This window comes from Paenibacillus sp. VCA1, assembly GCF_031583795.1.
Taxonomy (GTDB): domain Bacteria; phylum Bacillota; class Bacilli; order Paenibacillales; family Paenibacillaceae; genus Paenibacillus_AQ; species Paenibacillus_AQ albilobatus.
In genome coordinates this window covers 347,416-369,167 of the sequence record NZ_JAVLSX010000003.1, presented here as the reverse complement: position 1 = coordinate 369,167, position 21,752 = coordinate 347,416, and the positions used below count along the sequence as shown (strand labels likewise).

The 21,752-nt window shown below is 54.0% G+C and carries 18 protein-coding genes; 10 read left to right on the top strand and 8 right to left on the bottom strand.

Annotated elements, in window-relative coordinates; translation table 11 throughout:
• Positions 1 to 21 precede the first annotated feature (21 nt).
• Positions 22 to 456, top strand: coding sequence for a hypothetical protein (locus RJP21_RS08255; RefSeq protein WP_310858863.1), 435 nt, complete (start codon positions 22 to 24; stop codon positions 454 to 456).
• Between the two features lie 221 nt (positions 457 to 677).
• On the opposite strand, the gene RJP21_RS08250 is transcribed toward RJP21_RS08255, so the two are convergent.
• Genes RJP21_RS08250 through RJP21_RS08235 form a run of 4 tightly spaced genes read right to left on the bottom strand, consistent with a single transcriptional unit; the run spans position 678 to position 4,455 of the window.
• Positions 678 to 1,685 carry a FecCD family ABC transporter permease gene (locus RJP21_RS08250; protein WP_310858862.1) on the bottom strand — a complete coding sequence of 336 codons (1,008 nt, stop codon included), beginning with the start codon at positions 1,683 to 1,685 and terminating at the stop codon, positions 678 to 680.
• Entirely contained in the window at positions 1,682 to 2,689 is a 1,008-nt protein-coding gene (locus RJP21_RS08245) for a FecCD family ABC transporter permease (RefSeq protein WP_310858861.1), read from the bottom strand. Before RJP21_RS08245 ends, RJP21_RS08250 begins: the two co-directional genes overlap by 4 nt.
• 6 nt (positions 2,690 to 2,695) lie before the next feature.
• Positions 2,696 to 3,628, bottom strand: a complete 933-nt coding sequence (locus tag RJP21_RS08240; RefSeq protein ID WP_310858860.1) for an iron-hydroxamate ABC transporter substrate-binding protein — start codon at positions 3,626 to 3,628, stop codon at positions 2,696 to 2,698.
• A gap of 38 nt (positions 3,629 to 3,666) precedes the next feature.
• Positions 3,667 to 4,455: an ABC transporter ATP-binding protein gene (locus tag RJP21_RS08235; protein WP_160042922.1), complete on the bottom strand. Its 789-nt coding sequence runs from the start codon at positions 4,453 to 4,455 to the stop codon at positions 3,667 to 3,669.
• Positions 4,456 to 4,713: 258 nt separating this feature from the next.
• Between RJP21_RS08235 and RJP21_RS08230 the strand changes: the two genes are divergently transcribed.
• From RJP21_RS08230 to RJP21_RS08220, 3 genes are all read left to right on the top strand, one after another.
• Positions 4,714 to 5,763 (top strand): NAD(P)/FAD-dependent oxidoreductase, encoded by a 1,050-nt coding sequence (locus RJP21_RS08230; protein WP_310858859.1) that lies wholly within the window; start codon positions 4,714 to 4,716, stop codon positions 5,761 to 5,763.
• Positions 5,764 to 6,179: 416 nt separating this feature from the next.
• Complete coding sequence (locus RJP21_RS08225) at positions 6,180 to 8,975, top strand: bifunctional diguanylate cyclase/phosphodiesterase (protein WP_310858858.1); 2,796 nt, start codon at positions 6,180 to 6,182, stop codon at positions 8,973 to 8,975.
• Positions 8,976 to 9,041: 66 nt separating this feature from the next.
• Complete coding sequence (locus tag RJP21_RS08220; protein ID WP_310858857.1) at positions 9,042 to 10,676, top strand: thiamine pyrophosphate-binding protein; 1,635 nt, start codon at positions 9,042 to 9,044, stop codon at positions 10,674 to 10,676.
• 214 nt (positions 10,677 to 10,890) lie between these two features.
• On the opposite strand, the gene RJP21_RS08215 is transcribed toward RJP21_RS08220, so the two are convergent.
• The gene (locus tag RJP21_RS08215; protein ID WP_310858856.1) at positions 10,891 to 11,643 is read right to left on the bottom strand and encodes a hypothetical protein; all 753 of its coding nucleotides are present in this window, start codon (positions 11,641 to 11,643) and stop codon (positions 10,891 to 10,893) included.
• 241 nt (positions 11,644 to 11,884) lie between these two features.
• Here RJP21_RS08215 and RJP21_RS08210 point away from each other — a divergent pair, with 241 nt between their 5' ends.
• Positions 11,885 to 13,477 carry a PTS sugar transporter gene (locus RJP21_RS08210; protein WP_310858855.1) on the top strand — a complete coding sequence of 531 codons (1,593 nt, stop codon included), beginning with the start codon at positions 11,885 to 11,887 and terminating at the stop codon, positions 13,475 to 13,477.
• 59 nt (positions 13,478 to 13,536) lie between these two features.
• Here the strand turns inward: RJP21_RS08210 and RJP21_RS08205 are convergent, their stop codons facing one another.
• Both RJP21_RS08205 and RJP21_RS08200 read right to left on the bottom strand, forming a co-directional pair.
• Complete coding sequence (locus RJP21_RS08205) at positions 13,537 to 15,084, bottom strand: solute symporter family protein (RefSeq protein WP_310858854.1); 1,548 nt, start codon at positions 15,082 to 15,084, stop codon at positions 13,537 to 13,539.
• The gene (locus RJP21_RS08200; RefSeq protein WP_310858853.1) at positions 15,081 to 15,428 is read right to left on the bottom strand and encodes a DUF485 domain-containing protein; all 348 of its coding nucleotides are present in this window, start codon (positions 15,426 to 15,428) and stop codon (positions 15,081 to 15,083) included. Before RJP21_RS08200 ends, RJP21_RS08205 begins: the two co-directional genes overlap by 4 nt.
• Before the next feature lie 454 nt (positions 15,429 to 15,882).
• Here RJP21_RS08200 and RJP21_RS08195 point away from each other — a divergent pair, with 454 nt between their 5' ends.
• From RJP21_RS08195 to rlmN, 5 genes are all read left to right on the top strand, one after another.
• Positions 15,883 to 16,371, top strand: a complete 489-nt coding sequence (locus RJP21_RS08195) for a DMT family transporter (protein WP_310858852.1) — start codon at positions 15,883 to 15,885, stop codon at positions 16,369 to 16,371.
• 25 nt (positions 16,372 to 16,396) lie between these two features.
• Positions 16,397 to 17,371, top strand: a complete 975-nt coding sequence (locus tag RJP21_RS08190; protein WP_310858851.1) for an aldo/keto reductase — start codon at positions 16,397 to 16,399, stop codon at positions 17,369 to 17,371.
• A 265-nt stretch (positions 17,372 to 17,636) separates the two neighbouring features.
• A complete protein-coding gene (locus RJP21_RS08185) occupies positions 17,637 to 19,052 on the top strand; it encodes a hypothetical protein (RefSeq protein ID WP_310858850.1) in 1,416 nt (471 codons plus the stop codon).
• 253 nt (positions 19,053 to 19,305) lie between these two features.
• Complete coding sequence (locus RJP21_RS08180; RefSeq protein ID WP_310858849.1) at positions 19,306 to 19,776, top strand: SRPBCC family protein; 471 nt, start codon at positions 19,306 to 19,308, stop codon at positions 19,774 to 19,776.
• Positions 19,777 to 20,016: 240 nt separating this feature from the next.
• Positions 20,017 to 21,114 (top strand): dual-specificity RNA methyltransferase RlmN, encoded by a 1,098-nt coding sequence (gene rlmN / locus RJP21_RS08175; protein ID WP_310858848.1) that lies wholly within the window; start codon positions 20,017 to 20,019, stop codon positions 21,112 to 21,114.
• 91 nt (positions 21,115 to 21,205) lie between these two features.
• On the opposite strand, the gene RJP21_RS08170 is transcribed toward rlmN, so the two are convergent.
• Positions 21,206 to 21,574, bottom strand: coding sequence for a DUF423 domain-containing protein (locus tag RJP21_RS08170; protein WP_160042909.1), 369 nt, complete (start codon positions 21,572 to 21,574; stop codon positions 21,206 to 21,208).
• Positions 21,575 to 21,752: the final 178 nt, after the last annotated feature.

The following is a 21,752-nucleotide window of genomic DNA, read 5'->3' as shown; positions in this document are numbered from 1 at the left end:
GATAAGAGGTGCGGACAAAGCATGGATAAGAACCAACGCGTCAAACTGTCCCAATGGGATGCGTTAATGCTGGAAGGACTCCGGGCATACGGCTGGTCCGATGAGGAGCTGCTGCGCAGAGTGCGCGAACGCGATTTGCCGAAGGATACGAGCATGTTCGAATTCGATTATGAGGCATTGGCCGAATTGGCGGCCGCAGAGCCCGAGTTGTTCGAGTCTGCGGTAACGAACGGTTATTCCATCAAATACAATACCCTTGGCGGACTTCGCTCCTGGATCTTGGTCGCCTGCGGCTTCGAGCCGGAGGTCAACCGCGAACCGGGGCAGGAAGCGGTGACCGCGGAGCTGACTCCCGCACAGAAGGAGCGCCTTGCGTCCGTCATTTCGTACGGCTGGGTGATCCGCGATGAACCCGGCAGACCCGGCGCGTACCGGATCGAGCCGATGCAAAGGTAACAGCGGCCCCAAATACGGCAAATGAATGGTATGCTCCATGCCGTGATAGTATACTACATGGTAAAGACGTGTATAAATAAACAAAGAGCAAGGATGAGGGAACATCCTTACTCTCTGCACAACAGCCGCTGTAAGGGCGGTCAGCTTAATAGGTGTCTAGATGTATGATAGACCGCATACCTTTGGCGAGGGCGGTCTATTTCTTTTTCAAAGAAAACCTGCTACTTTTTCAGCAGTAAATAGATAAAATACGGCGCGCCGATCAAGGCGACCACGATACCCGCCGCCAGGCCGTCCGGGTCCGCGAGCTGGCGGCCGATCGTATCGGCAAGCAGGAGCAGCCAGCCTCCGGTCAAAATCGCAACCGGAATAAACAATTGGTTCCGCGGCCCGACCAGCGCTTTAGCGATATGCGGCGCCATCAGCCCGATAAACGCGATCCCTCCCGTGACCGAAACGGCGGAGGCAGCAAGCGCAACGGCGGTTAACAGCAGCACCACGCGTTCTTTATTCAGCGATACGCCGACGCCGATGGCGACAGGTTCGCTCAGCGACAACATGTTCAGCTTGTTCGCCTTGTACAGCGTAAAAGGAATCAGCACCACAAGCCAAGGCAGGAGCGCCCAAATAAACGGCCAGTCCGTTCCCCAAATGCTGCCGGCAATCCACTTCGCTATGAAGTCGACCTTCTCCCGTTCGGCGGACGAGATCAGCACGACCATCACCCCCGAAAGCGCCATGGAAAAGCCGACGCCCATCAGCACCATCCTCACCGGTTGCAGTCCGGATTTACGGCTGTAGGAGCAAACATAGATCAAGCAGGCCGTAATCATCGCCCCCACGAAAGCCATCACGGGCAGCAGGTAAATAAACGACCCGGCTTCAATCGGGGCAAACAGAAAGAACAGCGATACGGCGACGCCTGCGCCGGAGTTGATGCCGACGATGCCTGGGTCCGCCAAATCGTTGCGGGTGATCCCCTGCAAAATCGAACCGGAAAGCGCCAAAGCCATGCCTGCGAGCAGCGTAATGACGATCCGCGGCAGCCGCACGGAGAAAAGCACGAAATTTTCCTTGAACGTGCCATGGCCAAGCAGCGTCGGAATCAGCCGGTCGAAGGAGAGGGACGCATAACCGAGTCCCATGCTGACGATCGCCGTCAGCGCGATAAGGATGAGCAGAATCAGCAGGATAAGCCGCTGCTTCCGAATGAGTGCCGGATGAATCATAAGTTTGCTCGCCCTCCTTTACGCGCAATGACCAGGAAGAAGGGCAGGCCGAGCACCGCCACGATGGCGACGACGGGAGCCTCGTAAGGAGCGCTGATCGTTCGCGCGAGCGTATCGGCGATTATCATGAAGGCGGCTCCCAGGGCGGCCGACATCGGTATGATAAAACGGTAATCGGTGCCGACGATGGCCCGCACGATATGCGGAATCATCAGCCCGAGGAAGGTCAGGCTGCCGACGAGAGCGACCGAAGCGCCCGCGAGAAGCACCGTCACGACGAACAGAATCGCTTTGATCCGCGCGGTCTTTTGTCCGAGCCCGACGGCCACCTCTTCGCTGAGGCTGAGGATCGTCAGCTGCTTGGACAGCAGCAGCGCCACGACGATGCCGATGACGATGAAGGGCACGATGGTCTGAAGCTGGCTCCAGTTTGCGCCGATCAGGCCGCCGGAGGTCCACATCGATACGTCCTTGGATTTTTTGAACGTGATGCCTACGCCATCCGCGACGGCGTTCAAAAACGCGGAAATCGCCGCTCCGGCCAGGACGATCCGCAGCGGGGAGAAGCCGCCCCTTTTAACGGCGCTGATCCCGAAGACAAGCGCCGCGCCTGCGGCTGCGCCGATAAAGCAGGCGATCATCAGGCCGTAGTAATTGGCGGATGCCAGAAATGCCAGCGTGACCGCCAGCGCCGCATTGGCGCCCGCCGTCAGTCCGAGCAGGCCCGGATCGGCCAGCGGGTTGCGCGTCATGCCTTGCATGATCGCTCCGGCCACGGCGAGCGCCGCTCCGACGAAGATCGCCGCGACTTCGCGCGGCAGCCGGATTTCGCGGATGATCGATAATTTTTCCCCGGCTTCCTTGCTTGTTAACGCGAGCCATACATCTTTTACCGAAATGTCTGCAGCCCCGACGACCATCGACAGGATGAAGACGGCGGCCAAAAGCAGCAGCGCGGTTAGTATTTTATAGGTGAAAGGGATACGTCCAGCCACTTTGTTCATGGTGCGCTACTTCCCAAGAAAATGTTTTGTAATGAAGTCGAGCTGGTAGTCCAGCGTGAGCGGATCGTTGAAATAGAACGCCTTGGCGTCCGCAACGAAGACGTGGCCGTTTTTAACGGCAGGAATATTTTTGTACGTCTCCGTTTCCTCGAGGGAGTTGCCCGAGTCCTGGTCTTTGCTGAAAATGATGTAGTCGCCGGCGAATTCGGGCAGCACTTCCGGAGAAAGCGCATAGTAGCCCTCTTTTAATGCGGTTTCCTTCACCTTTTCAGGCATGTTCAGCTTCATTTGCTGATACAGGATTTCGGTGCCGCGGCCCCAGTTATCCCCGTACACGTACAGCTGCTTGTTGAAGGTTTCGATGACGGATACGGTAGCCTTGTCGCCGATTTTGGCTTTGATTTCTTTACCGGCTTCATCGACGCGTTTTTTGAAATCATCCACCCAAGCTTGAGCCTCTTTTTCCTTGTTCAGCAGCTTGCCGATTTCCAGGTGCTGCGTCAAATAATCGACTTTCCCGTACGTAAACGTGACCGTCGGCGCGATTTGCTTCAGCTTGTCGATGTTTTTGATGTTGGACAGTCCGATAATCAGGTCGGGATCCAGTTCAATGATTTTTTCCAAATTTTCATCCGAAACTTCCTGTGCGTCTTTCAGCTTGTCTTTGAAGTTCGGGTTCATTTTCGACCAGGAGTCGACGCCGACCAGGTTGACGCCCAGAGACAGGACGTTGCCGGCGAAGGAGGACAGGACCACGACGCGCTTCGGATGGGCCGGCACCTCGACGGGGCCGCTTTCGGATTGATAGGTGATCGTTTCGGAGTCGGCTTCTTTCGCGGCCGCGTTGCCTTCGACTTTTCCGTCGGCTCCGGTTTTGCTGCTGCAGGCGCTTAAAACGAGAATAAGGCATAACAAAAGTGGCAGGAATGCTTTTTTCATTGGGATGACGCTCCTTTTTAAAAATATATTGAAATCCGCTAGGCTTTGATCAAATCATAGGTAATGCACATCGGCTTGTCGGTCCGGGGATCGCGTCCGATGGCCGCATCGATGGAATAGACCTGCTTCAGCACTTCGGGGCAGATGACCTCCTCGCCGCTGCCGGTTTTTACGACTTCCCCGTCCTTCAACGCGATGAGATGGTCGGCAAAACGCGCCGCCTGATTGATGTCATGCAGGACCATCACGATGGTGCGCTGCTGCTCAACATTGAGCTTTTGCAAAAGCTCGAGCACTTCCAGCTGATGCGCCATATCGAGGTATGTAGTCGGCTCGTCGAGGAAAATAATGTCGGTTTCCTGGGCGAGCGCCATCGCAATCCATACCCGCTGGCGTTGTCCGCCGGAGAGCGTATCCACCGCCCGGAACTTGAAATCTTTGGTGCCCGTTTCTTCAAGCGCCCAATCGATGACCTCATAGTCGCGCGTCGTCAAGCGTCCGAATCCCTTTTGATACGGAAAACGGCCGTATGATACCAACTCGCCGACCGTAAGCCCGGCAGCGCTTTCGGGCGTCTGCGGCAGAATCGCCATTTTTTTGGCCAATAGCTTCGTGTTTTCTTTGGCGATATCCTCGCCGTCAAGCACGACCGCTCCGCCCTGATGCGGGATAATCCGGGTGATCGCTTTCAGCAGCGTGGATTTGCCGCAGCCGTTGGAACCGATGATGGCGGTAATTTTTTTGTCGGGTATGTTCACGCTGAGATTTTTGACAATGGAACGTTCGCCGTAACCGATGTTCAGTTCCGTTGTGTACAGCCGAACCATGACTTGCCCCCCTTAGATGGATTATATTTTTGGAAATCGCGTTATGTCTGCCGAACCGCACGCCGATGCGGCGGAAAATGTTCTTGGACAACAACTGATAATGATTCTCAATATCGTTTTAAAGAATAAGTTTATTTCGGGAAGATGTCAATAGAATCTTGAAAAAGAAGAAAAACAAATGTATATTTTTAATGAGAATGAGAATTGTTATCAATAATAACTGCGGTGACTATATAAATTTTTGAGGAGCGAGCGGATATGGTGCAGGAAGACATTTTCGATATGACGGTCATCGGCGGGGGACCGGCCGGTCTTTACTCCGCTTTTTACAGCGGCCTGAGGGAAATGAAGACGAAAATCATCGAGTTTCAGCCTGAGCTGGGCGGCAAAATCCATGTCTACCCGGAAAAAATGATTTGGGACGTCGGCGGCTTGACGCCGATTCCGGGAGCCCGGCTGATCGAGCAGCTGGTACAGCAGGGGTTGACGTTTAATCCGGAGGTCGTGCTGAACGAAAAGGTTGAATCCATTACGCGGCGGGAAGACGGAATTTTCGAGCTTCACGGCAGCTCGGGGCGCGTCCATTTGTCCAAAACGGTCATCGTTGCCGTCGGCAGCGGCATTTTGAATCCGCAGAAGCTGGACATCGAAGGAGCAAGCCGGTTCGAGGTGGAAAATCTGCATTATACGGTCAAGTCCCTGAAGCGGTTCAAGGATAAGACGGTGATTATTTCCGGCGGGGGCAATACCGCCATCGATTGGGCGAACGAGCTTGAGCCGCTCGCGAAAAAAGTATACGTTACTTACCGCAAGGATGCACTCGGCGGCCATGAGGCGACGGTTACCCACCTGCTGAACAGTTCGGTGGAATGTTTGTTCCATCGGACGATTACGAAGCTGCATGCCCGGGCTGATCATGAGGTGATCGAACGCGTCGAGCTGACCCATCAGCAAACCGGTGAAGTCATGGAGCTGTACGTGGACGACGTGATCATCAATCATGGCTATGAACGCGACACGAGTTTGCTGCAAAACAGCGACCTGAAGATCGATATCGCTGGCGGGGATTACATAGCAGGCACGCCGGGCAGCGAATCCTCCGTTCCGGGCCTTTATGCGGCCGGCGACATCCTGACGCATGAAGGCAAGCTGCATCTGATCGCAGGGGCTTTTCAGGACGCGGCGAACGCCGTCAATAAGGCGAAGCGGTTTATCCAGCCCGATGCCGATGCCATCGCCATGGTCTCCTCGCATAATGAAGCCTTCAAGGGCCGCAATAAAGAACTCGTAAAGAAAATGATGGGGTAACTTCATCGGATCAAAAGTCCTTTTGTCTCGCACAAAGGGGCTTTTTAGCGTTTGACCGTCCATCCTGCAAACCTTTCTTGGCCATCCCCTTTCTCGGCCATTTCTCCTTATATATGAAAAAACAATGTGTTCTATCATCCCAAAAAATCGCTCACCCGCGACACTTTTCGCTTTTTAGCGGCTCGATTTTGTGTATTGCGGGGAAAACAACTAATTATTACTAATTTTTTTAGCATTCGATATATAAAAAAGATACCGTTCTGAGTTAAAATAAGGAAAATAGGACCTTATATTATCACTTCATGTAAGACGGAAGTCTAGGGTAGAGAGATCATACGCCTATATATCATGAATAGTTCATATTTAGCAGGACCATACATCGATGTCAAACGAAGATGACAAGGAGAGAGCGTGTGATGGTTAAGGAGCAAACGAGGTATTCCCGGCTCGCGAACATTACGAAACTGATCAACACCAAGCTGGAACTGCGAGAGGTATTGCAGCATGTCACGACAGCCATTTCGGAGGAAATCGTCCAATGCGACTCCGTCGGAATTTATTTGCCGCAAGGCGATGGGACTTTCAGGGGGTACGTCGGCAAACCTGAGACCATCAATGGAATGACGCTGGATATGCACATCATCGATACCAACCGTGATCTGCTCGCCAAAGAAGTGATCGAAACGCAAAAAACGATCTACATTCCGAACACATCGCTAGATAAACGCCCCGACACCTGGGCGATCGAAGGCTTCGAGATCAAATCGCTGCTCGTTCTTCCCATCTCGTATGAACAAGAGCTGTTTGGGCTCGTCTTTCTGTTCGATTACGGCATTCCGATGAATCTGACGGAATCGGAGATTCAGACGGTGGAGGCTTACGTCAATATGGCGGCCGTCGCCATCCGCAACGCCAACAACTTGACGCATAAGGAAAACCTGATCGCCGAAAAGCAGCTCCTGCTCGACGTGACGCGCAACCTGTCGATGTGCTCGACCATGCAGCAGGGACTGGACACTTGCTTTTATTATATCGCCAAAGTGCTGAACAACTACAATATCGGAGCTCATTTGCTGGACCCGCTCGCCGGAAAAAGAATCAAACCCGCCAAGCTGAGCAAGGACAGCGACTGGTCCGAAGAAGACTGGATGCGCACGCATCAGAGGGTCAAAATCGACCCGGAAAATGATCGCGTTTTCCACGAGGTGGTCCGCACGAAAAAGGCGATCATCATCCCCGACGTTTCCAAGGATGACAGGCCGAACCACGAGGCTTGCCGCGATTTCGGAATCAAAGGGATGTACATGTTCCCGCTTGTATCGATGGGCGAAGTGCTGGGCGTGATCGCGGTGGTCAATCTCGGCGAAAAAAAGATGACCTATTCCGAAGCCACCATCCAGCTGTGCCAATCCATCGTGGAAGCCACCGCCTCGACGTTGTCGAATTTGCTTTACATGGAAAAGCAGGAGGTGATCATCGAGGAGAGGACCTCGGAGATCACGTTCAAGAACAGGGAGCTCGAAAGGGTTGTTGCCGAGCTGCAGCAGCTGAGCCGGGAAAAGGAGCTGATCCTCAACTCGGCGGGGGAAGGAATATTCGGCCTTGATCTTCAGGGCAATATTACCTTCTGCAACCCCGCCGGCGAGGCGATGCTCGGCTATGGAGCCAAAGAGCTGATCGGTCGGCCGGCCAGCGTCATTTTTTACGGCAAAGATTACGAAAAGGAAGACGAGGACGGCTTCGGCGGCCGCAAATGGGATAAATGCCATACGGATGACTTCTTTTACCGCAAGGATAACACCAGCTTCCCCGTCGAATACGTCATTTCTTCCATCAAGGAAGGGGAAAAAATCGTCGGCGACGTCGTGACGTTCAAAGACATTACCCAGCGGAAGCAGATGGAGGAGGAAATCAAATACCACGCTTATTTCGACAGCGTCACGGACCTGCCCAACCGGGTATTGCTCAAGGACAGGCTCAATCAGGGCATTAAATATGCTCAAATGAATGGGGGAAAAATAGCGCTTCTGTATTTGGATCTGGACCGTTTCAAGTTTATCAACGACACGCTGGGGCATACCTACGGGGATCTGCTTCTGCGCGACGTTGCCAAACGCCTCGTCGACTCCATTCCGAAAAGCGCCACCGTTTCGCGCCAAGGCGGAGACGAATTTACGATTTTCCTGCCGAATATCAACAGCAAAAAAGAGATCCTGAAAGTCGTCAACCAGGTCATCGCTTCCTTTGCGGAGCCGTTTTACATCAAAGACAACGAAGTATACATCAAAACGAGCATCGGCATCAGCTTGTTCCCGGACCACGGCGATACCAGCGAGACGCTGATCAAAAACGCGGACACGGCGATGTACAAATCGAAGGAGATATCGGGGAACAGCTACCATTTTTTCAGCACGGGCATGGATACGCGAACGTTCGAAATCGTCAAATTTGAAAACGCCTTATATAAAGCGCTGGATCAGGAAGAGCTCATTCTCTACTACCAGCCGCAAATCAACTACGAAACGAATGCCATCGTCGGTGTGGAAGCTTTGCTCCGCTGGAATCATCCGACCGAGGGCATGGTGCCGCCGGACGAGTTCATTCCGATCGCCGAAGAGACGGGCCTGATCGTCCCGATCGGGGAATGGGTGCTGCGGAACGCGTGCATGCAGATCAAAGAGTGGCATAAAAAAGGGTTTCCGCAGATCAGCGTATCCGTCAACCTGTCGGTCAGGCAATTCGAACAGAACAATTTGTTCAACACGGTCAAAAACATTTTGAAAAGAACGGACCTTTCGCCCGAATTTCTCCATTTGGAGGTTACCGAAAACCAGATCATCAAAAACACCGACGTTACGCTCAGAACGATGGAGCAGCTTAAGGGCCTCGGCATCAACATCGCCATCGACGATTTCGGGACAGGTTATTCCTCTTTGGGATATCTTAAAAACTTTCCGATCAGCACGCTCAAAATCGATAAATCCTTCGTGCAGGACATCATCAAAGACGACGATAATGCGGCCATTACGAACACCATTATTACGCTGGCCCAAAATTTGAATCTGAACGTCATTGCCGAAGGGGTCGAGACGAAGGAGCAGGCCGAATTTTTGGCCGCCCGCAGCTGCTACTTGATGCAGGGTTATTATTTCAGCCGCCCGATGAAGGCGGAGGACATTGCCGAACTGTACCTATCCTGCGGAGTGAACTAAGTCCTGGCGGGCCACGTTCACTCCATTACATCATAGATAAATAGAATTTTTTAGGAGGTTTTTCATATGAAAGCAGCACGCGCAGTTTTAGAGTATTTGAAAGGACTCGGTATAAGGCATATTTTCGGCATTCCGGCAGGATCGGTCAACGTTTTGTTCGACCAGCTGGTGGAGATGCCAGAAATTACACCGGTCGTTACCAAACATGAAGGAGCCGCATCGTACATGGGGGCGGCTTACGCAAAATATGCCAACCAACTCAGCGTCGTTATCGGCTGCAGCGGCCCTGGCGGGACCAATCTCGTGACCGGCGCGGCCAACGCGATGCGCGAACATCTCCCGGTGTTGTTTCTGACGGGCGCGGTTCCGGTCAATACCGTTGGACTTAACGCTTCGCAAGAGCTGGATGCCGAGCCGGTATACCGTTCCGTAACCAAATACAGCGTCACGGTGCGCGAGTCCAAGGATCTGCTTGCCGAAGTGGTTAAAGCGGTCGAGATCGCGATTTCCGGCGTGCCCGGTCCGGTCCATGTGGCGATGCCGATCGACGTGCAGCAAGGGGAAGTGCAGGTCACCATTCCCGGGCCGCCAAAAAGAACGCCGATCGTGCCGGAGCTGGACACCGTCAAAAAGGCGGCGGAAGAGCTCGCAAAGCGGGAGAGCGGATATATTTTCATCGGACAAGGCGTCCGCAATTCGGTGGATCAAGTGCTTGAGCTGGCCGAGCTGCTGAACTGGCCGATCCTGACGACGCCGCAGGCGAAAGGGCTGATTCCCGAAGAATATCCGCTTCTCTCCGGCGTATTCGGTTTTGCCGGACACGAAAGCACGTCGGCGCTCGTCAACGAAGGCGACGGACAAGCGCTGCTGATTCTCGGCTCCAGCTTGGGCGAAACGGCAACAAACAACTGGAATATGAACCTCACGAAAAACCGTTTCTGCGTACAGATGGACTTTGACGAGACGGTATTCGGCCGCAAGTACGAAATCGACATCCCGGTTCTGGGCGATATCAACCTGAGCCTGACGTTCCTGCTCGAAGAACTTAGGGCGCTTGGATTGCCGAAAACAGACGTTAAAGCGTTGGAGAAGCCGCAAGGATATGTCGCGACGGAAGAATACAACACGCAAAACGTGCTGAAAAGCCTGCAAAAGCATCTGCCTGCGGATACGCGTTACACCGTCGATATCGGCGAGTTCATGTCCTATGTGATCCATTATATGAACGTCCTGGATTACAACACGTTCGACATCAACGTTCATTTCGGCGCGATGGGCAGCGGCATCGGCTCCGCCATCGGTTCGAAGTTCGCCAATCCGGACCGCCCGGTTGTGTGCATTACGGGAGACGGCTGCTTCTTCATGCATGGCATGGAAATTTTGACCGCCAAGGAATACCGCCTGCCGATCTTGTTCGTCGTCATGAACAACGCGCGGCTGGGCATGGTGTACCACGGGCACGAGCTGCAGTATAAACGGTCGCATGCTTCCTTTGCTCAAAAGGAAATCAGCATTGCGGCGATGGCGGCGGCGATGGATATTCCAAGCTACCGCGTGGAAGACCTTGGCGACCTGAATGAAGAAGCGCTGAGCGGCTTGCTGAATGCAGGCGGACCTGCAGTTCTTGAGGTCGCTTTGGTGGACAATAACACCCCTCCGATGGGAGACCGCGTGAAATTCCTGTCTTCCTTCGGCAAATAACGAAAGCAAAAAGGGCTCTGATCGAGGATCAGGGCCCTTTTTTTTGAAGATATAAGAATGTATAAGTTTCGAAGCGATGGCTTCCTCATATCTCAAGGAAAATTTCCGCTAAGCGCGGTCTGTCTTCTGTGAAAGTACGTCGATAGACGTTTTTTCTTAAACCGAATGAACCCGGCTGAAGCCGGGAACAGCCGACATATTGTGAAACATCAAACTATAAATGGCTGTATGAGTTCCGGATGGCTGCCATGATCGCGCCCATAGTTTGGCCTTTAAAGGCATCCGGCACGGGTCGGCCGTCGGGGTCGGCGTAATATAAGCTTTTCCGCTCCCCATCGGGACGATAACCCAAATCCGTTAAGGCTTGATTCAGATCTTCCGGCAGCCCGTCCATCCCCGTCTGCTCAAGGAAATACGCGGTGGGGTATACGCTGACATCCACGTCTCCTTCGCCCGTATACACGACGAACAGGTCATGATCCTTCCGCACGACCCATTGGCCTTTGGAAAACAGCGATATTTTTGCTTGATCCAGCGCCGATATGGCATCAAGGTTGACGCCGAACAGGCTGTTCAGCAGGCGGCGGATTTCCGGGCCGGACCAACGTTTGCCGCCGGTAGCCAGCTTGATGTCGATGATCTCGCGGGGAACGGGCGTGCTGCCGTCGGGATGAGTTCCCGACTGTTGAAGTCCGCCGGCGGCCTGAATTTCATGCTCGGCCTCTGGAAGCAGGGACACATGATCCAAGTCTATGCCGAAAAGCCGCTGAACGACCCCATGAATGACATTCCCCGTCGGTTCCCGGTCGAATGATTGAAGATAAGCGTCCATTAATTCCGCCTTATTCATTTGTCTCCGGCGTTGTTCCAGTTCATCCGGACCGGCATTCGGCAGCTCCCTTGCGAGCGTCTTGTTGATTCCTTCCGTAATGACGTCCGATAACGTTGCTTCGTTTTGCTGATTCATAGAACCTCCGCAATTGTTAAAGATATCCATTTTGGATTATGCGTCTATTATAGCGGAATCTATCGGATTGCAAAAAGCGATATTTTTAACCCTGCCTTAAGAAGCGCCGGGAGCATGAATAAGAATCAAGCGTACCTTCTGCATCATTTCGAAAAAGGTTGTCCCTATGACGTATTACTCTTATAATATGGTAATACGGTACCATAATAAAGCGAAAATACTGCGAATAGAGGGGCACATCATGAAACGGATAGCGGTCATCGGCAGCAGCGGCGGCAATTTATATAATTTAGGGGGCAAAGACCCGGACAAGCTGATTGGGGAAATCGCGGCCCAATGCCACGGCGCAGGCATTGAAATCGGCGCGGTGCAGTTTATTGCGGCATCGGAGTCGATGGATACGGCCAAAGAAACGACGGAGGCGGTTCTGTATGTATGGCATCCGGACGAAAAACGGCTGATAAAGCAGGCGGAAGGTTCGTTGAAGGAAGTGAACGAAGCGGCTTTCGGGATGGATGGCGAGATGGCTGGGCTGGTCGGATCCGGAAAAATCGACGGCTTGATCGTCATGAGCGCCGATCCTGAAGGAGCGAACGGCCGGACGATTCAGGCAGCAGCGGCGCAGGCCATTCCCGTGGTGGGTACGGGCGGCACATCCATGGCTTTGATAGCTTCGAAAGGCGCCAATGTCATCGCCACCTCGGGTACGACCGGAACGACGAACCGAACAAGGGCGGTATCGTTTATGACTTCGTTATGCAAGCATTGGGGCATCAAATTTGTTCCGGTGCTCGGAAGCCCCGGCGGTTCCAAACTGCCTTCGGGCAAACCCTGGCGGAGAATCAATCTGAAAGGCATTATGCAGTCATCGCTGCCCGGTTTCATCGCCATGGCGATCGTACTTGCACTTAGCCAAATTCCGGCGCTCAAAGGTTTAAGCACGGTGTTCGACATCATGCTGAAGGCGCTGCCGGTCGTTTTGGCGGTCATCGCGGCGAAGCAAATCTCCGATCTCGATGAAGTGTCAATTGTGGCCGGCGTTATTGCGGGAACGTTGTCCATGAACGGCGGAATTATCGGTGGCATACTCGGCGGGATCGGCGCAGGGCTGCTGGTGCAGTTCCTGTTCGTCAAATGCGTGCAGTGGCGTTTTCCAATGACAACGGTCAACATCGTGGCGGGAGGTTTTGCCGGGCTCATTTCGGGACTGATCATGTACTATTTGGTCGCCCCGTTTGCGCTGCAGGCGGGAGAATGGATCAAGCACCTGATCAATCTGGCCATTTCCTTCAACCCGATTGTAGCGGGCGTGATCGGCGGCCTGCTGATCTGGCCTGCGATTCTCGGCGGGGTGTATCATGCCGCGATTTTGCCGATCGTGCTCCTTGAAATGGAGAAGACGGGCAACAGCTTCCTCGGCGCGATCGATATGGTCGGACTTGTGATGGTATCTGCGGGCATTACGTTGGCGAACCTGATTGCGCCCAGAGATAAAGGCGAAGCTGCGGTGGCCGCCCCCGGTTTTCTGATCAATATGGGTTTCGGCACGTTCGTGGAAGCCGCTTATCCATTCATGTTTTCAAACAAATGGGTGTTCGGGGGAGCAATCGCGGCGGCCGGAGTCGGAGGCGGTCTGGTCGGCGTATTCCAAGTCCGGGGAACGGCTTACGTACCTTCGTTTATGGGGCCGCTGCTTTCGAACAACGTGATCGGATTTACGATTTCCATGGCAGCCGCGCTGCTGCTGGCGTTGATAATCACGCTGGTGGCGAACAAGGCTTCACGGAGCCGTAAAACATCCGATCCAAACCTGTCCGCCCAGCAATCCGCTTAACGAACGGCAATAGAAAAGACCCGGGAGGTTTTAAGCCAACCGGGTCTTCTTTTTACCTGTTAAATGCTTGTATCGATTCCCGTATTGGAACGGACCAAAATTTCATCATAACTGGCCTGGTCGTTCCGGTTTGCGGATTTGCGTGAAACAAGCGTGCCGACGTAGCCGGCGATAAAGCCGAGCGGGATCGAGACGATTCCCGGGGTGCTAAGCGGGTACAGCGCCTCGCCGACGAACATCGCTTTGCCTTCGACCGGGTTGAAGACGTTCGGACTCACGATGACCAGTCCGACCGATGTCACCAGCCCGACCACCATCGCCCAGATGGCGCCGTTCGTGTTGAAACGTTTCCAGTAGATGGTGTACAAAATAACCGGCAGATTCGCGCTGGCGGCAACGGCAAAGGCCAGGGACACCAGAAACGCAACGTTCAGGTTTTTGGCGAACAGAGCCAGCACGATGGAGAGCAGGGAGATGCCGATCGACGCATAACGCGCCATGTTGATTTGTTGTTTCTCGGTCGCTTTGCCTTTGCGCAAAATTTGATTGTAAAAATCATGGGAAAAGGCGGCGGCTGCGGTCAGCACCAGACCGGCGACGACGGCCAGAATGGTGGCAAAAGCAACGGCGGAAATAAACGCGAACAGGAAGTTGCCCCCCAGCGCTTTCGCAAGCAGCGGCGCTGCCATGTTGCCGGCTTTGTCGGCCGCGACGATATCGCTGTTGCCGACGAAGGCGGCGGCTCCGAAACCGAGGAAAATCGTCATCACGTAAAAAATGCCGATGATCCAGGTGGCATAAACGACCGAGCTGCGCGCGACTTTGGCATTGCGGACGGTAAAGAAACGGACCAGGATATGCGGCAGCCCCGCGGTACCCAGCACCAGACCCATGGTCAGCGAAAGGGTGTCGAGACCGTCCTTGTATTTGACGCCCGGGTCCAGAAACGCTTCCTTCAGCGGCGTGGCGGTGCTCATTTTGGCATACATATCGGTAATGCTGAAATTGAATTTATACAGCACGATGATTGAGATGATAAACGTACCTGCCATGAGCAGGAGCGCTTTGACGATCTGCACCCAGCTGGTGGCGTGCATCCCGCCGAAAATGACGTAGACGGTCATCAAAATGCCGACCACGATGACGGAGGTCGTAAAATCGATGCCCAGCAGCAGCTTGATCAAGGCCCCTGCGCCAACCAGTTGGGCAAGCATGTAGAAGATGGAGATGGCGATCGTGTTAAACGCCGCAAACCCCCGGATTTTGGGGGCGTTAAAACGCACGGCGATCATGTCGGCAAACGTATATTTGCCCAGATTCCGCAGCGGCTCGGCCACCAGGAACAAAACGACGAGATAGGCGACCAGAAATCCGATGCTGTAAAAAAAACCGTCGAATCCGGCAAGCGCGATCGTCCCGGCGATCCCGAGAAAGGAAGCGGCGGACATATAGTCGCCGGCAATGGCGAGCCCGTTCTGCCAGCCGGTCAATCCGCCACCGGCGGTATAAAATTCGCTGGCGGATTTCGTTTTTTTGGACGCCCAGTATGTAATGAGAAGCGTAAACGCGACAATGACCAAAAACATGGAAAACGCGGCTGTATTCATTTTTTACCTCCGTTTTCTTCCCGGATTTGCTCGGAGAGCCGATCGAATTTGGCGGCTTTCTTATAATAGAGCATGCATAAAACCCATGTCATGACGAACTGCAAAAAGGCAAGCACCCAAGCCCAAGTGATGCTGCCGAAAAAGGGTTTGTTCAAAATCGTGGTGTAGGAGGTCAAAATCGGCAGGGCAAAATAGAAGCAGAAAAAGAATACGGTCAAAGGGATGATAAATCTTTTCTTTTCGCGGAGCAGCTGTTGAAAATAGGCGGATTTCCGGATGGCGGAATACTCTTCAGGCGTTCTTTTGGTTTGTGCACGCTCATTGGAGCGGGGGGTGATTTCCATAGTCGAATCCCTCTCATTCTCGTAATGTAAGCGTTTTATTAAGGACACTTAAAAAAAGATCCGCTCCATCTCCTCCCTTGCAAACAAAATAGGGTGCTTATTGAAGGCAAATCTGTTTTTATTATATAATAAGTCCATTTTTTGTAAACCTAAAAATTATCGGCTCAGGCATTGCGGCTCGTTACACGGTGAGGGTGAATGTCGGTCAAGGTCATCTACCAATAGCACAAAGGCTGGGGCAGCGATTGCTAACTACCTTGGACTTTCATTGACAAATCCGGGCGGAGAACATATAGTTTCCTAACAACAAAACGTTCCGCTAAAAGGGCATATTATTTTCGGACGAGGATGTTGCAAAAATCCAAAGAGCGGCTTCCAAACGGCAATATATAGATCGAAACGATTTCGTTCGTCTATAGATTTTGCAAAATCCTGAGACATCAGAGGTGTGGTTATGAATGTGTGGATCGGCCTGCTTTGCCTGATTTGGGGATTTAACTGGGTGTTTATGAAGCTGGCGAACGGGGTGTTTCCGCCGGTGCTGTTCGCGGGTTACCGGTTTGCGCTTGGAGCGCTGGTGCTGGTTGCGGTATGCTTGGCGAAGAAAGTGCCGCTGCCCCGGCTGCGGGATTTGAAATGGTATATGCTTTGCGGCATATTGCAAACGATGTATTTTAACTTGGCCATTCAGCTTTCCCTGAAGGATTTGAGTGCGGGGCTGACTTCGGTGCTCACATACAGCATGCCGTTGTGGCTGACGTTGATGGCGCATTTTTGGCTGCCGGGCGAACGGCTTCGCCTGCGGAAGCTGTTCGGGATCGTCATCGGAACGGCCGGTTTGTTCGTCGCCATGGATGCGCACTGGAGCGGCCACATCCCCGGCGGAGCGGCAGGCATAGCGGGAAAATGCAGCTGCGGTTTCTCCGCATGGCCATCTTTTTAATTACTGCGCAAAGGAGTAGATGTTCATGAAATACCGCCGTCTGGGAAACTGCGGTCTGGAAGTATCCCTTCTGGGGCTCGGGACGAATGCGTTCGGAAAAAGGGCTGACCAGGAAACCTCGACGCGGATTCTTCATCATGCGATCGATCAAGGCATCAATTTCATCGACACGGCTAATATCTATGCAGGCACGGAGTCGGAGCGGATCATCGGAGAGGCGTTGGCCGGGAGAAGGCATGAAGTGGTGCTGGCGACGAAAGCCGGGCTGGTCCGCGGGGAAGGCCCCAATTCGCGAGGGTCCTCGCGCTTTCACCTGATGCAGGAGCTTGAAATCAGCCTGAAAAGGCTGCGTACCGATTACGTGGATTTGTACCAGATCCATACGTTCGACCCGAATACGCCGCTGGAAGAGACGCTCCGCGCGCTGGACGACATGGTGCGAGCCGGCAAGATCCGGTACATCGGCGCTTCCAATTATGCAGCTTGGGAGCTTATGAAGGCGCTTGGGATCAGCGACATGAAGGGGCTAAGCCGCTACGTGTCAATTCAGACCAGCTATTCGCTGGCGGATCGCACGCCGGAGCAGGAGATGGTGCCGCTTTGCCTGGATCAGGGCGTGGGCATCATTCCGTATTTCCCGCTGGCCGGAGGCATACTGACCGGCAAATACAGCTTTGCCGATCGGGCGCCGCTGAAATCCCGGGCGCAGACCGACCCGAGTTTTGGCCGGTTTATCAATGATCAGACGCTGACGCTTTCGGAGCAGGTGAGCCGGATTGCCTGGGAGCAAGGCTGCACGCCAAGCACGTTGTCGATCGCCTGGCTGATGGAGCGGCCCGCCGTTTCGACCGTGATCGTCGGGGCAACCCGTCCCGAGCAGCTGGACGAAAACCTGAAAAGCTTGGAGCTGAATCCGGGTTCGGAGGTTCTGCGACAGCTGAACGAGATTAGCGAGGCGTTCCGGTACGGCAAGCCTTTTGCGACGTATCGATTGACCTAGACAGAATGAACTAAAGAAATGAAGTTTACAGGTAAAATCTATATAGATAGATATCAAAGGCCAAAGCCGCTCTTCGGAGCGGCTTTTTACATAGGCGGCATGTTTGCAAGGAGTCGTCTTCTGCAAAGTGCTTGAGATTAAATCACCGAAAGCCATGTCCCCGCTTTCGCTTGGACGGCCGGAAAGCCGGGACATGAACCCATGCCCAGGCCCCTGCATAACATATAACACAATTTGCAGCAGGGGAAGGGAGTGACCCAACAACATGGTCATTCATTTAACGGCAATTCATTACGTGTATTTGGCGTTTATCGTGCTGATTATGGCGCTGCTCATCCGGCGGCGGGACACGACGATGATTTGCGTCGCGGGAATTTTGGCGCTTGGCGTTTTGGCGACGGGCACGGTCAGCGGCTCGGTATCCGGGGTGTTCAACTCGTTTATCTACGCGACCAAAGAGCTGATGGGAACGATCATGATCATCTCCATTATCGTGGCGATGAGCCGCGTGCTGATCCGGACCGGCATCAATGAAGCGATGGTGGCGCCGCTGACGAGGTTTTTGCGCACGCCGGCCATGGCCTATTGGGGCATCGGGATCATCATGATGGTCACGTCTTTTTTCTTCTGGCCTTCACCCGCCGTCGCGCTGATCGGCGCCGTTCTGCTTCCGGTTGCAATCCGGGTCGGCCTGCCCGCCCTGGGTGCGGCGATGGCGATGAACCTGTTCGGCCACGGCATCGCGTTATCCGGCGACTATATTATTCAGGGCGCGCCGAAGCTGACGGCCGACGCGGCCGGGCTGCCCGTGGCAAGCGTGATGGAAGCGAGCGTGCCGCTCGTGGTTTGCATGGGGCTTGTCACGACGGTGACCGCTTTCTGGATGATGCGCAAGGACATGAAAAACGGGACGTGGAGAGACGGATTGGTAAAGATCAAAAGCGCAGGGAATACCCTTGCCGCAAGCGAAGAAGAAGATGAACAGGCCCTTCGGCTGCCTGCCGTTGCCAAAAACACGCTGGCGCTGGCGATTGTGCTTCTTTTTCTTGCCGATGTGGCGGCCATGCTCGTGCTGAAGCTTCAGGGCGGGAATGCAACCGCGCTCGTCGGAGGCACGGCGGTGCTCATTCTGATCGTCATTTCGCTTATCGCCCACAGAAACGGCGGGCTCGAAAAAATCACCTCTTATTTGATCGACGGCTTCGTTTTCGGCTTTAAAGTGTTTGGCCCGGTCATACCGATCGCCGCCTTTTTTTATCTTGGCGATTCGGCGTTTACCGATTTGTTCGGAAAAGTGCTGCCCGAGACATCGCATGGGATCGTCAACGACCTCGGGGTAGCGCTGGCCGGACTTGTGCCGCTCAACGGGGTCGTAGGGGCCGTCACTTTGACCATCACGGGAGCGATCACCGGGCTGGACGGTTCGGGTTTTTCCGGCATATCACTCGCAGGCTCTATCGCCCAGCTATTTGCCGCGGCAACCCATACGGGAGCCGCGACGCTGACTGCCCTCGGCCAGGTAGCGGCGATTTGGGTCGGAGGCGGTACGCTGATTCCATGGGCGCTGATCCCGGCGGCCGCCATTTGCGGCGTCAGCCCGTTCGAGCTGGCCCGCCGCAACTTGAAGCCGGTGTTGATCGGTCTCTTTGCCACAACCGTTTTGGCGATCTTTTTGTTGTGATGCATCCCATATATTTACATCCCGAATACCGAGAGGTAATATCAAGCTGTTAGTGAAGGTTACCGCCCTAAACGAAGCAGAGGATGGAGACGATGAACAACAAGCTCGCATTCACGACATTGCCTGCCGCGGCGATGGATCCCATAACGGTAAGGAGCTGCAGAAGAGCCGCCTCCAAAGACACTCGCCGCGGAGTTTAGACGAATACTTCATGAGGAAACATAACGATTCGAAAACGGAGGAGGAACGTGACATGAAGCAATCCCGGACCGAAAGCAAATCCGAAAAGGCGCAGCATGCCAAGCCTGTCGGCATGACGGCCGCGGCGGGTTTTCAAATCGGCGTAAGAAGAACCCTGCCTTCGACCGTGCAGCAAGCCTGGTCGCTGCTGATCTCTCCCGAAGGAATGGAGTTGTGGATCGGGGAAGTGGACAAGCTGGAGCTGAAGCTTGGACAAACCTTTGCCGCGGCCGGCGGGATCACGGGCGAGTTTCGGGTGGTCAAGCCGCCGGAGCAGCTGCGCATGAGATGGAAGCTCCCCGGATGGGAGCATCCGTCCACGCTGCAGATCCGCGTTTTGCCTGCGGCGCAGGGAAAAGCGACCGTCAGTTTTCATCAGGAGAAGCTTGAGGACATGAGCGCCAGAGAGGCGATGAAAAGCCATTGGGAAGAGGTATTGGCAAGCCTGCGCGAGCTGGCGGATCAAATGGGATCGAAAAAATAGGATGGAAGCCTGATTACCCGGTTCGGCGGTGTGGATTTGCACGTACACAACCGGCAGGAGTTGCTGCGGTTCTATCCAATGCTTTGGCCGGCGCTTGGCTTCGGTGGCCGCAAATCCTGCCTGCCTCCCCTTGTTTTGCTAATAAAATTTTGGGACAATAATGACAGATTTCCGTTCCGATCTGTTAAAGTAGAGAGGTACGACAATTTTACGCTTTTTTGAAAAGAGGAACGTAAACCGATGAATAAACCATCCATTTATGGACTCACTTTGGATCAGCTTGCCGCATGGCTGGCTGAGCATGGACATAAAAAATCTCGCGCCCGGCTCGTATGGGAAGGACTGTACCGCAGCCGGGTGACCGAATTCTCCGAGATGCCCGAGCTAAAATCGGAGTGCCGGGCTTTGCTGGAGGAACATTTTGCGATCCAGACGCTGGAGGAGCATACCCGGCAGGAATCTGCCGACGGCACGATCAAATTTTTGTTCCGGCTGCAGGACGGCAACTTGATCGAAACCGTGCTGATGCGCCATAAATTCGGCCTGTCCGTCTGCGTGACGACGCAGGTGGGTTGCAATATCGGGTGCAGCTTCTGCGCCAGCGGTCTGCTGAGCAAAAGCCGGGACTTGACGAGCGGCGAAATCGTCGAGCAGGTGATGAAGGTCCAGCTTTATCTGGACAGCCGGCAAAAGGGCGAGCGGGTCACCCATATCGTCGTCATGGGCATCGGCGAGCCGTTCGACAACTTCGAGCATATGTCGAATTTCATCCGGGTTATTCGCGATCATAAAGGCCTGGCCATCGGACCGCGGCATATCACGGTGTCCACCAGCGGTTTGGTGCCGAAAATCCGCGAATTCGCCGACAGCGATCTGGGCACGAATCTGGCCATTTCCCTGCACGCGCCAAACAATGAAATCCGGACGCGGATCATGAAGATCAACCGGGCTTACCCGATCGAGCCGCTCATGGAGGCGATCGATTATTACCTGGAGAAAACGAACCGCAGGATTACGCTGGAGTATATTTTGCTAAAAGACGTCAACGACCAGCCGGAGCACGCGCTAGAGCTGGCACAGCTGGTGAGCAGCCGCAGACATCTGGCCAACGTCAACCTGATCCCGTATAATCCGGTAGACGAGCACAGCCAATATCAGCGGAGCTCCAAGGAGACGATTACCGCCTTCTACGATACGCTAAAGAAAAACAACATCAGCGTAAGCGTCCGGCTCGAGCATGGCACCGACATAGATGCGGCCTGCGGACAGCTGCGCAGCAAGCAGATCCAAAGCGAACGCGGGCGCAGCGCGAAAGCAAGCCGGGCCGCGAACGAGTAATAACGGGAAGATGAAAATTTCCATGAAAAAAGCGCATTCCCTCAAGCCCGGGATGCGCTTTTTCCGGTTAAAACGTATACTGCAGCTTCGCTCACCCTTGTGCCGCCGCCACGATAAACAGAACCCATCCGGCCAAAAAAGCCACGCCGCCCAGCGGCGTAATGGCGCCAAGCTTCCGGATGCCGGTCAGGCTCAGCGCGTACAGGCTGCCGGAAAACAGAAGCATCCCCGCAAAAATAAACCATCCGGCCAATACGGCCATGGAGGCATGCTGCGCCATTCCCGCATAAAGCCCGATCAGCACAAGGCCAAGCCCGTGGACCAAATGGTATAACACGCCGGTCTGGTATGTCTTCTGTTGGCTTTCGTTCAGGCGCTCCTTCAGGGCATGCGCGCCGAAAGCGCCGAGCGCCACCGCAAGAAACAGCATGATCCCGCCAAGCATCAGCATCGTACTCAAATGATATCACCTCTTAAGCCCATATTACCGACGGGATGGGGCAGGCGTCAATGCTGCCGGTATTTTTAAGCAATCTCCATTTATAGAGAATAATTTGTTAAAATGGTTGGGAGAGGAAAACGGAAGACACGGCACTGCCGATCTTAACAGGAAACCTTCTCCGCTTTTTGCAAACGCT

Bases quoted from the DNA above. Each gene is read 5' to 3' on its own strand.
- RJP21_RS08210 (WP_310858855.1), top strand. From the start codon at position 11,885: ATGAAACGGATAGCGGTCATCGGCAGCAGCGGCGGCAATTTATATAAT.
- RJP21_RS08185 (WP_310858850.1), top strand. From the start codon at position 17,637: ATGGTCATTCATTTAACGGCAATTCATTACGTGTATTTGGCGTTTATC.
- RJP21_RS08255 (WP_310858863.1), top strand. From the start codon at position 22: ATGGATAAGAACCAACGCGTCAAACTGTCCCAATGGGATGCGTTAATG.
- RJP21_RS08240 (WP_310858860.1), bottom strand. From the start codon at position 3,628: ATGAAAAAAGCATTCCTGCCACTTTTGTTATGCCTTATTCTCGTTTTA.
- RJP21_RS08200 (WP_310858853.1), bottom strand. From the start codon at position 15,428: ATGGAAATCACCCCCCGCTCCAATGAGCGTGCACAAACCAAAAGAACG.
- RJP21_RS08220 (WP_310858857.1), top strand. From the start codon at position 9,042: ATGAAAGCAGCACGCGCAGTTTTAGAGTATTTGAAAGGACTCGGTATA.
- RJP21_RS08190 (WP_310858851.1), top strand. From the start codon at position 16,397: ATGAAATACCGCCGTCTGGGAAACTGCGGTCTGGAAGTATCCCTTCTG.
- RJP21_RS08225 (WP_310858858.1), top strand. From the start codon at position 6,180: ATGGTTAAGGAGCAAACGAGGTATTCCCGGCTCGCGAACATTACGAAA.
- RJP21_RS08235 (WP_160042922.1), bottom strand. From the start codon at position 4,455: ATGGTTCGGCTGTACACAACGGAACTGAACATCGGTTACGGCGAACGT.
- RJP21_RS08215 (WP_310858856.1), bottom strand. From the start codon at position 11,643: ATGAATCAGCAAAACGAAGCAACGTTATCGGACGTCATTACGGAAGGA.
- RJP21_RS08245 (WP_310858861.1), bottom strand. From the start codon at position 2,689: ATGAACAAAGTGGCTGGACGTATCCCTTTCACCTATAAAATACTAACC.
- RJP21_RS08250 (WP_310858862.1), bottom strand. From the start codon at position 1,685: ATGATTCATCCGGCACTCATTCGGAAGCAGCGGCTTATCCTGCTGATT.
- RJP21_RS08205 (WP_310858854.1), bottom strand. From the start codon at position 15,084: ATGAATACAGCCGCGTTTTCCATGTTTTTGGTCATTGTCGCGTTTACG.
- RJP21_RS08195 (WP_310858852.1), top strand. From the start codon at position 15,883: ATGAATGTGTGGATCGGCCTGCTTTGCCTGATTTGGGGATTTAACTGG.
- rlmN (WP_310858848.1), top strand. From the start codon at position 20,017: ATGAATAAACCATCCATTTATGGACTCACTTTGGATCAGCTTGCCGCA.
- RJP21_RS08230 (WP_310858859.1), top strand. From the start codon at position 4,714: ATGGTGCAGGAAGACATTTTCGATATGACGGTCATCGGCGGGGGACCG.
- RJP21_RS08180 (WP_310858849.1), top strand. From the start codon at position 19,306: ATGAAGCAATCCCGGACCGAAAGCAAATCCGAAAAGGCGCAGCATGCC.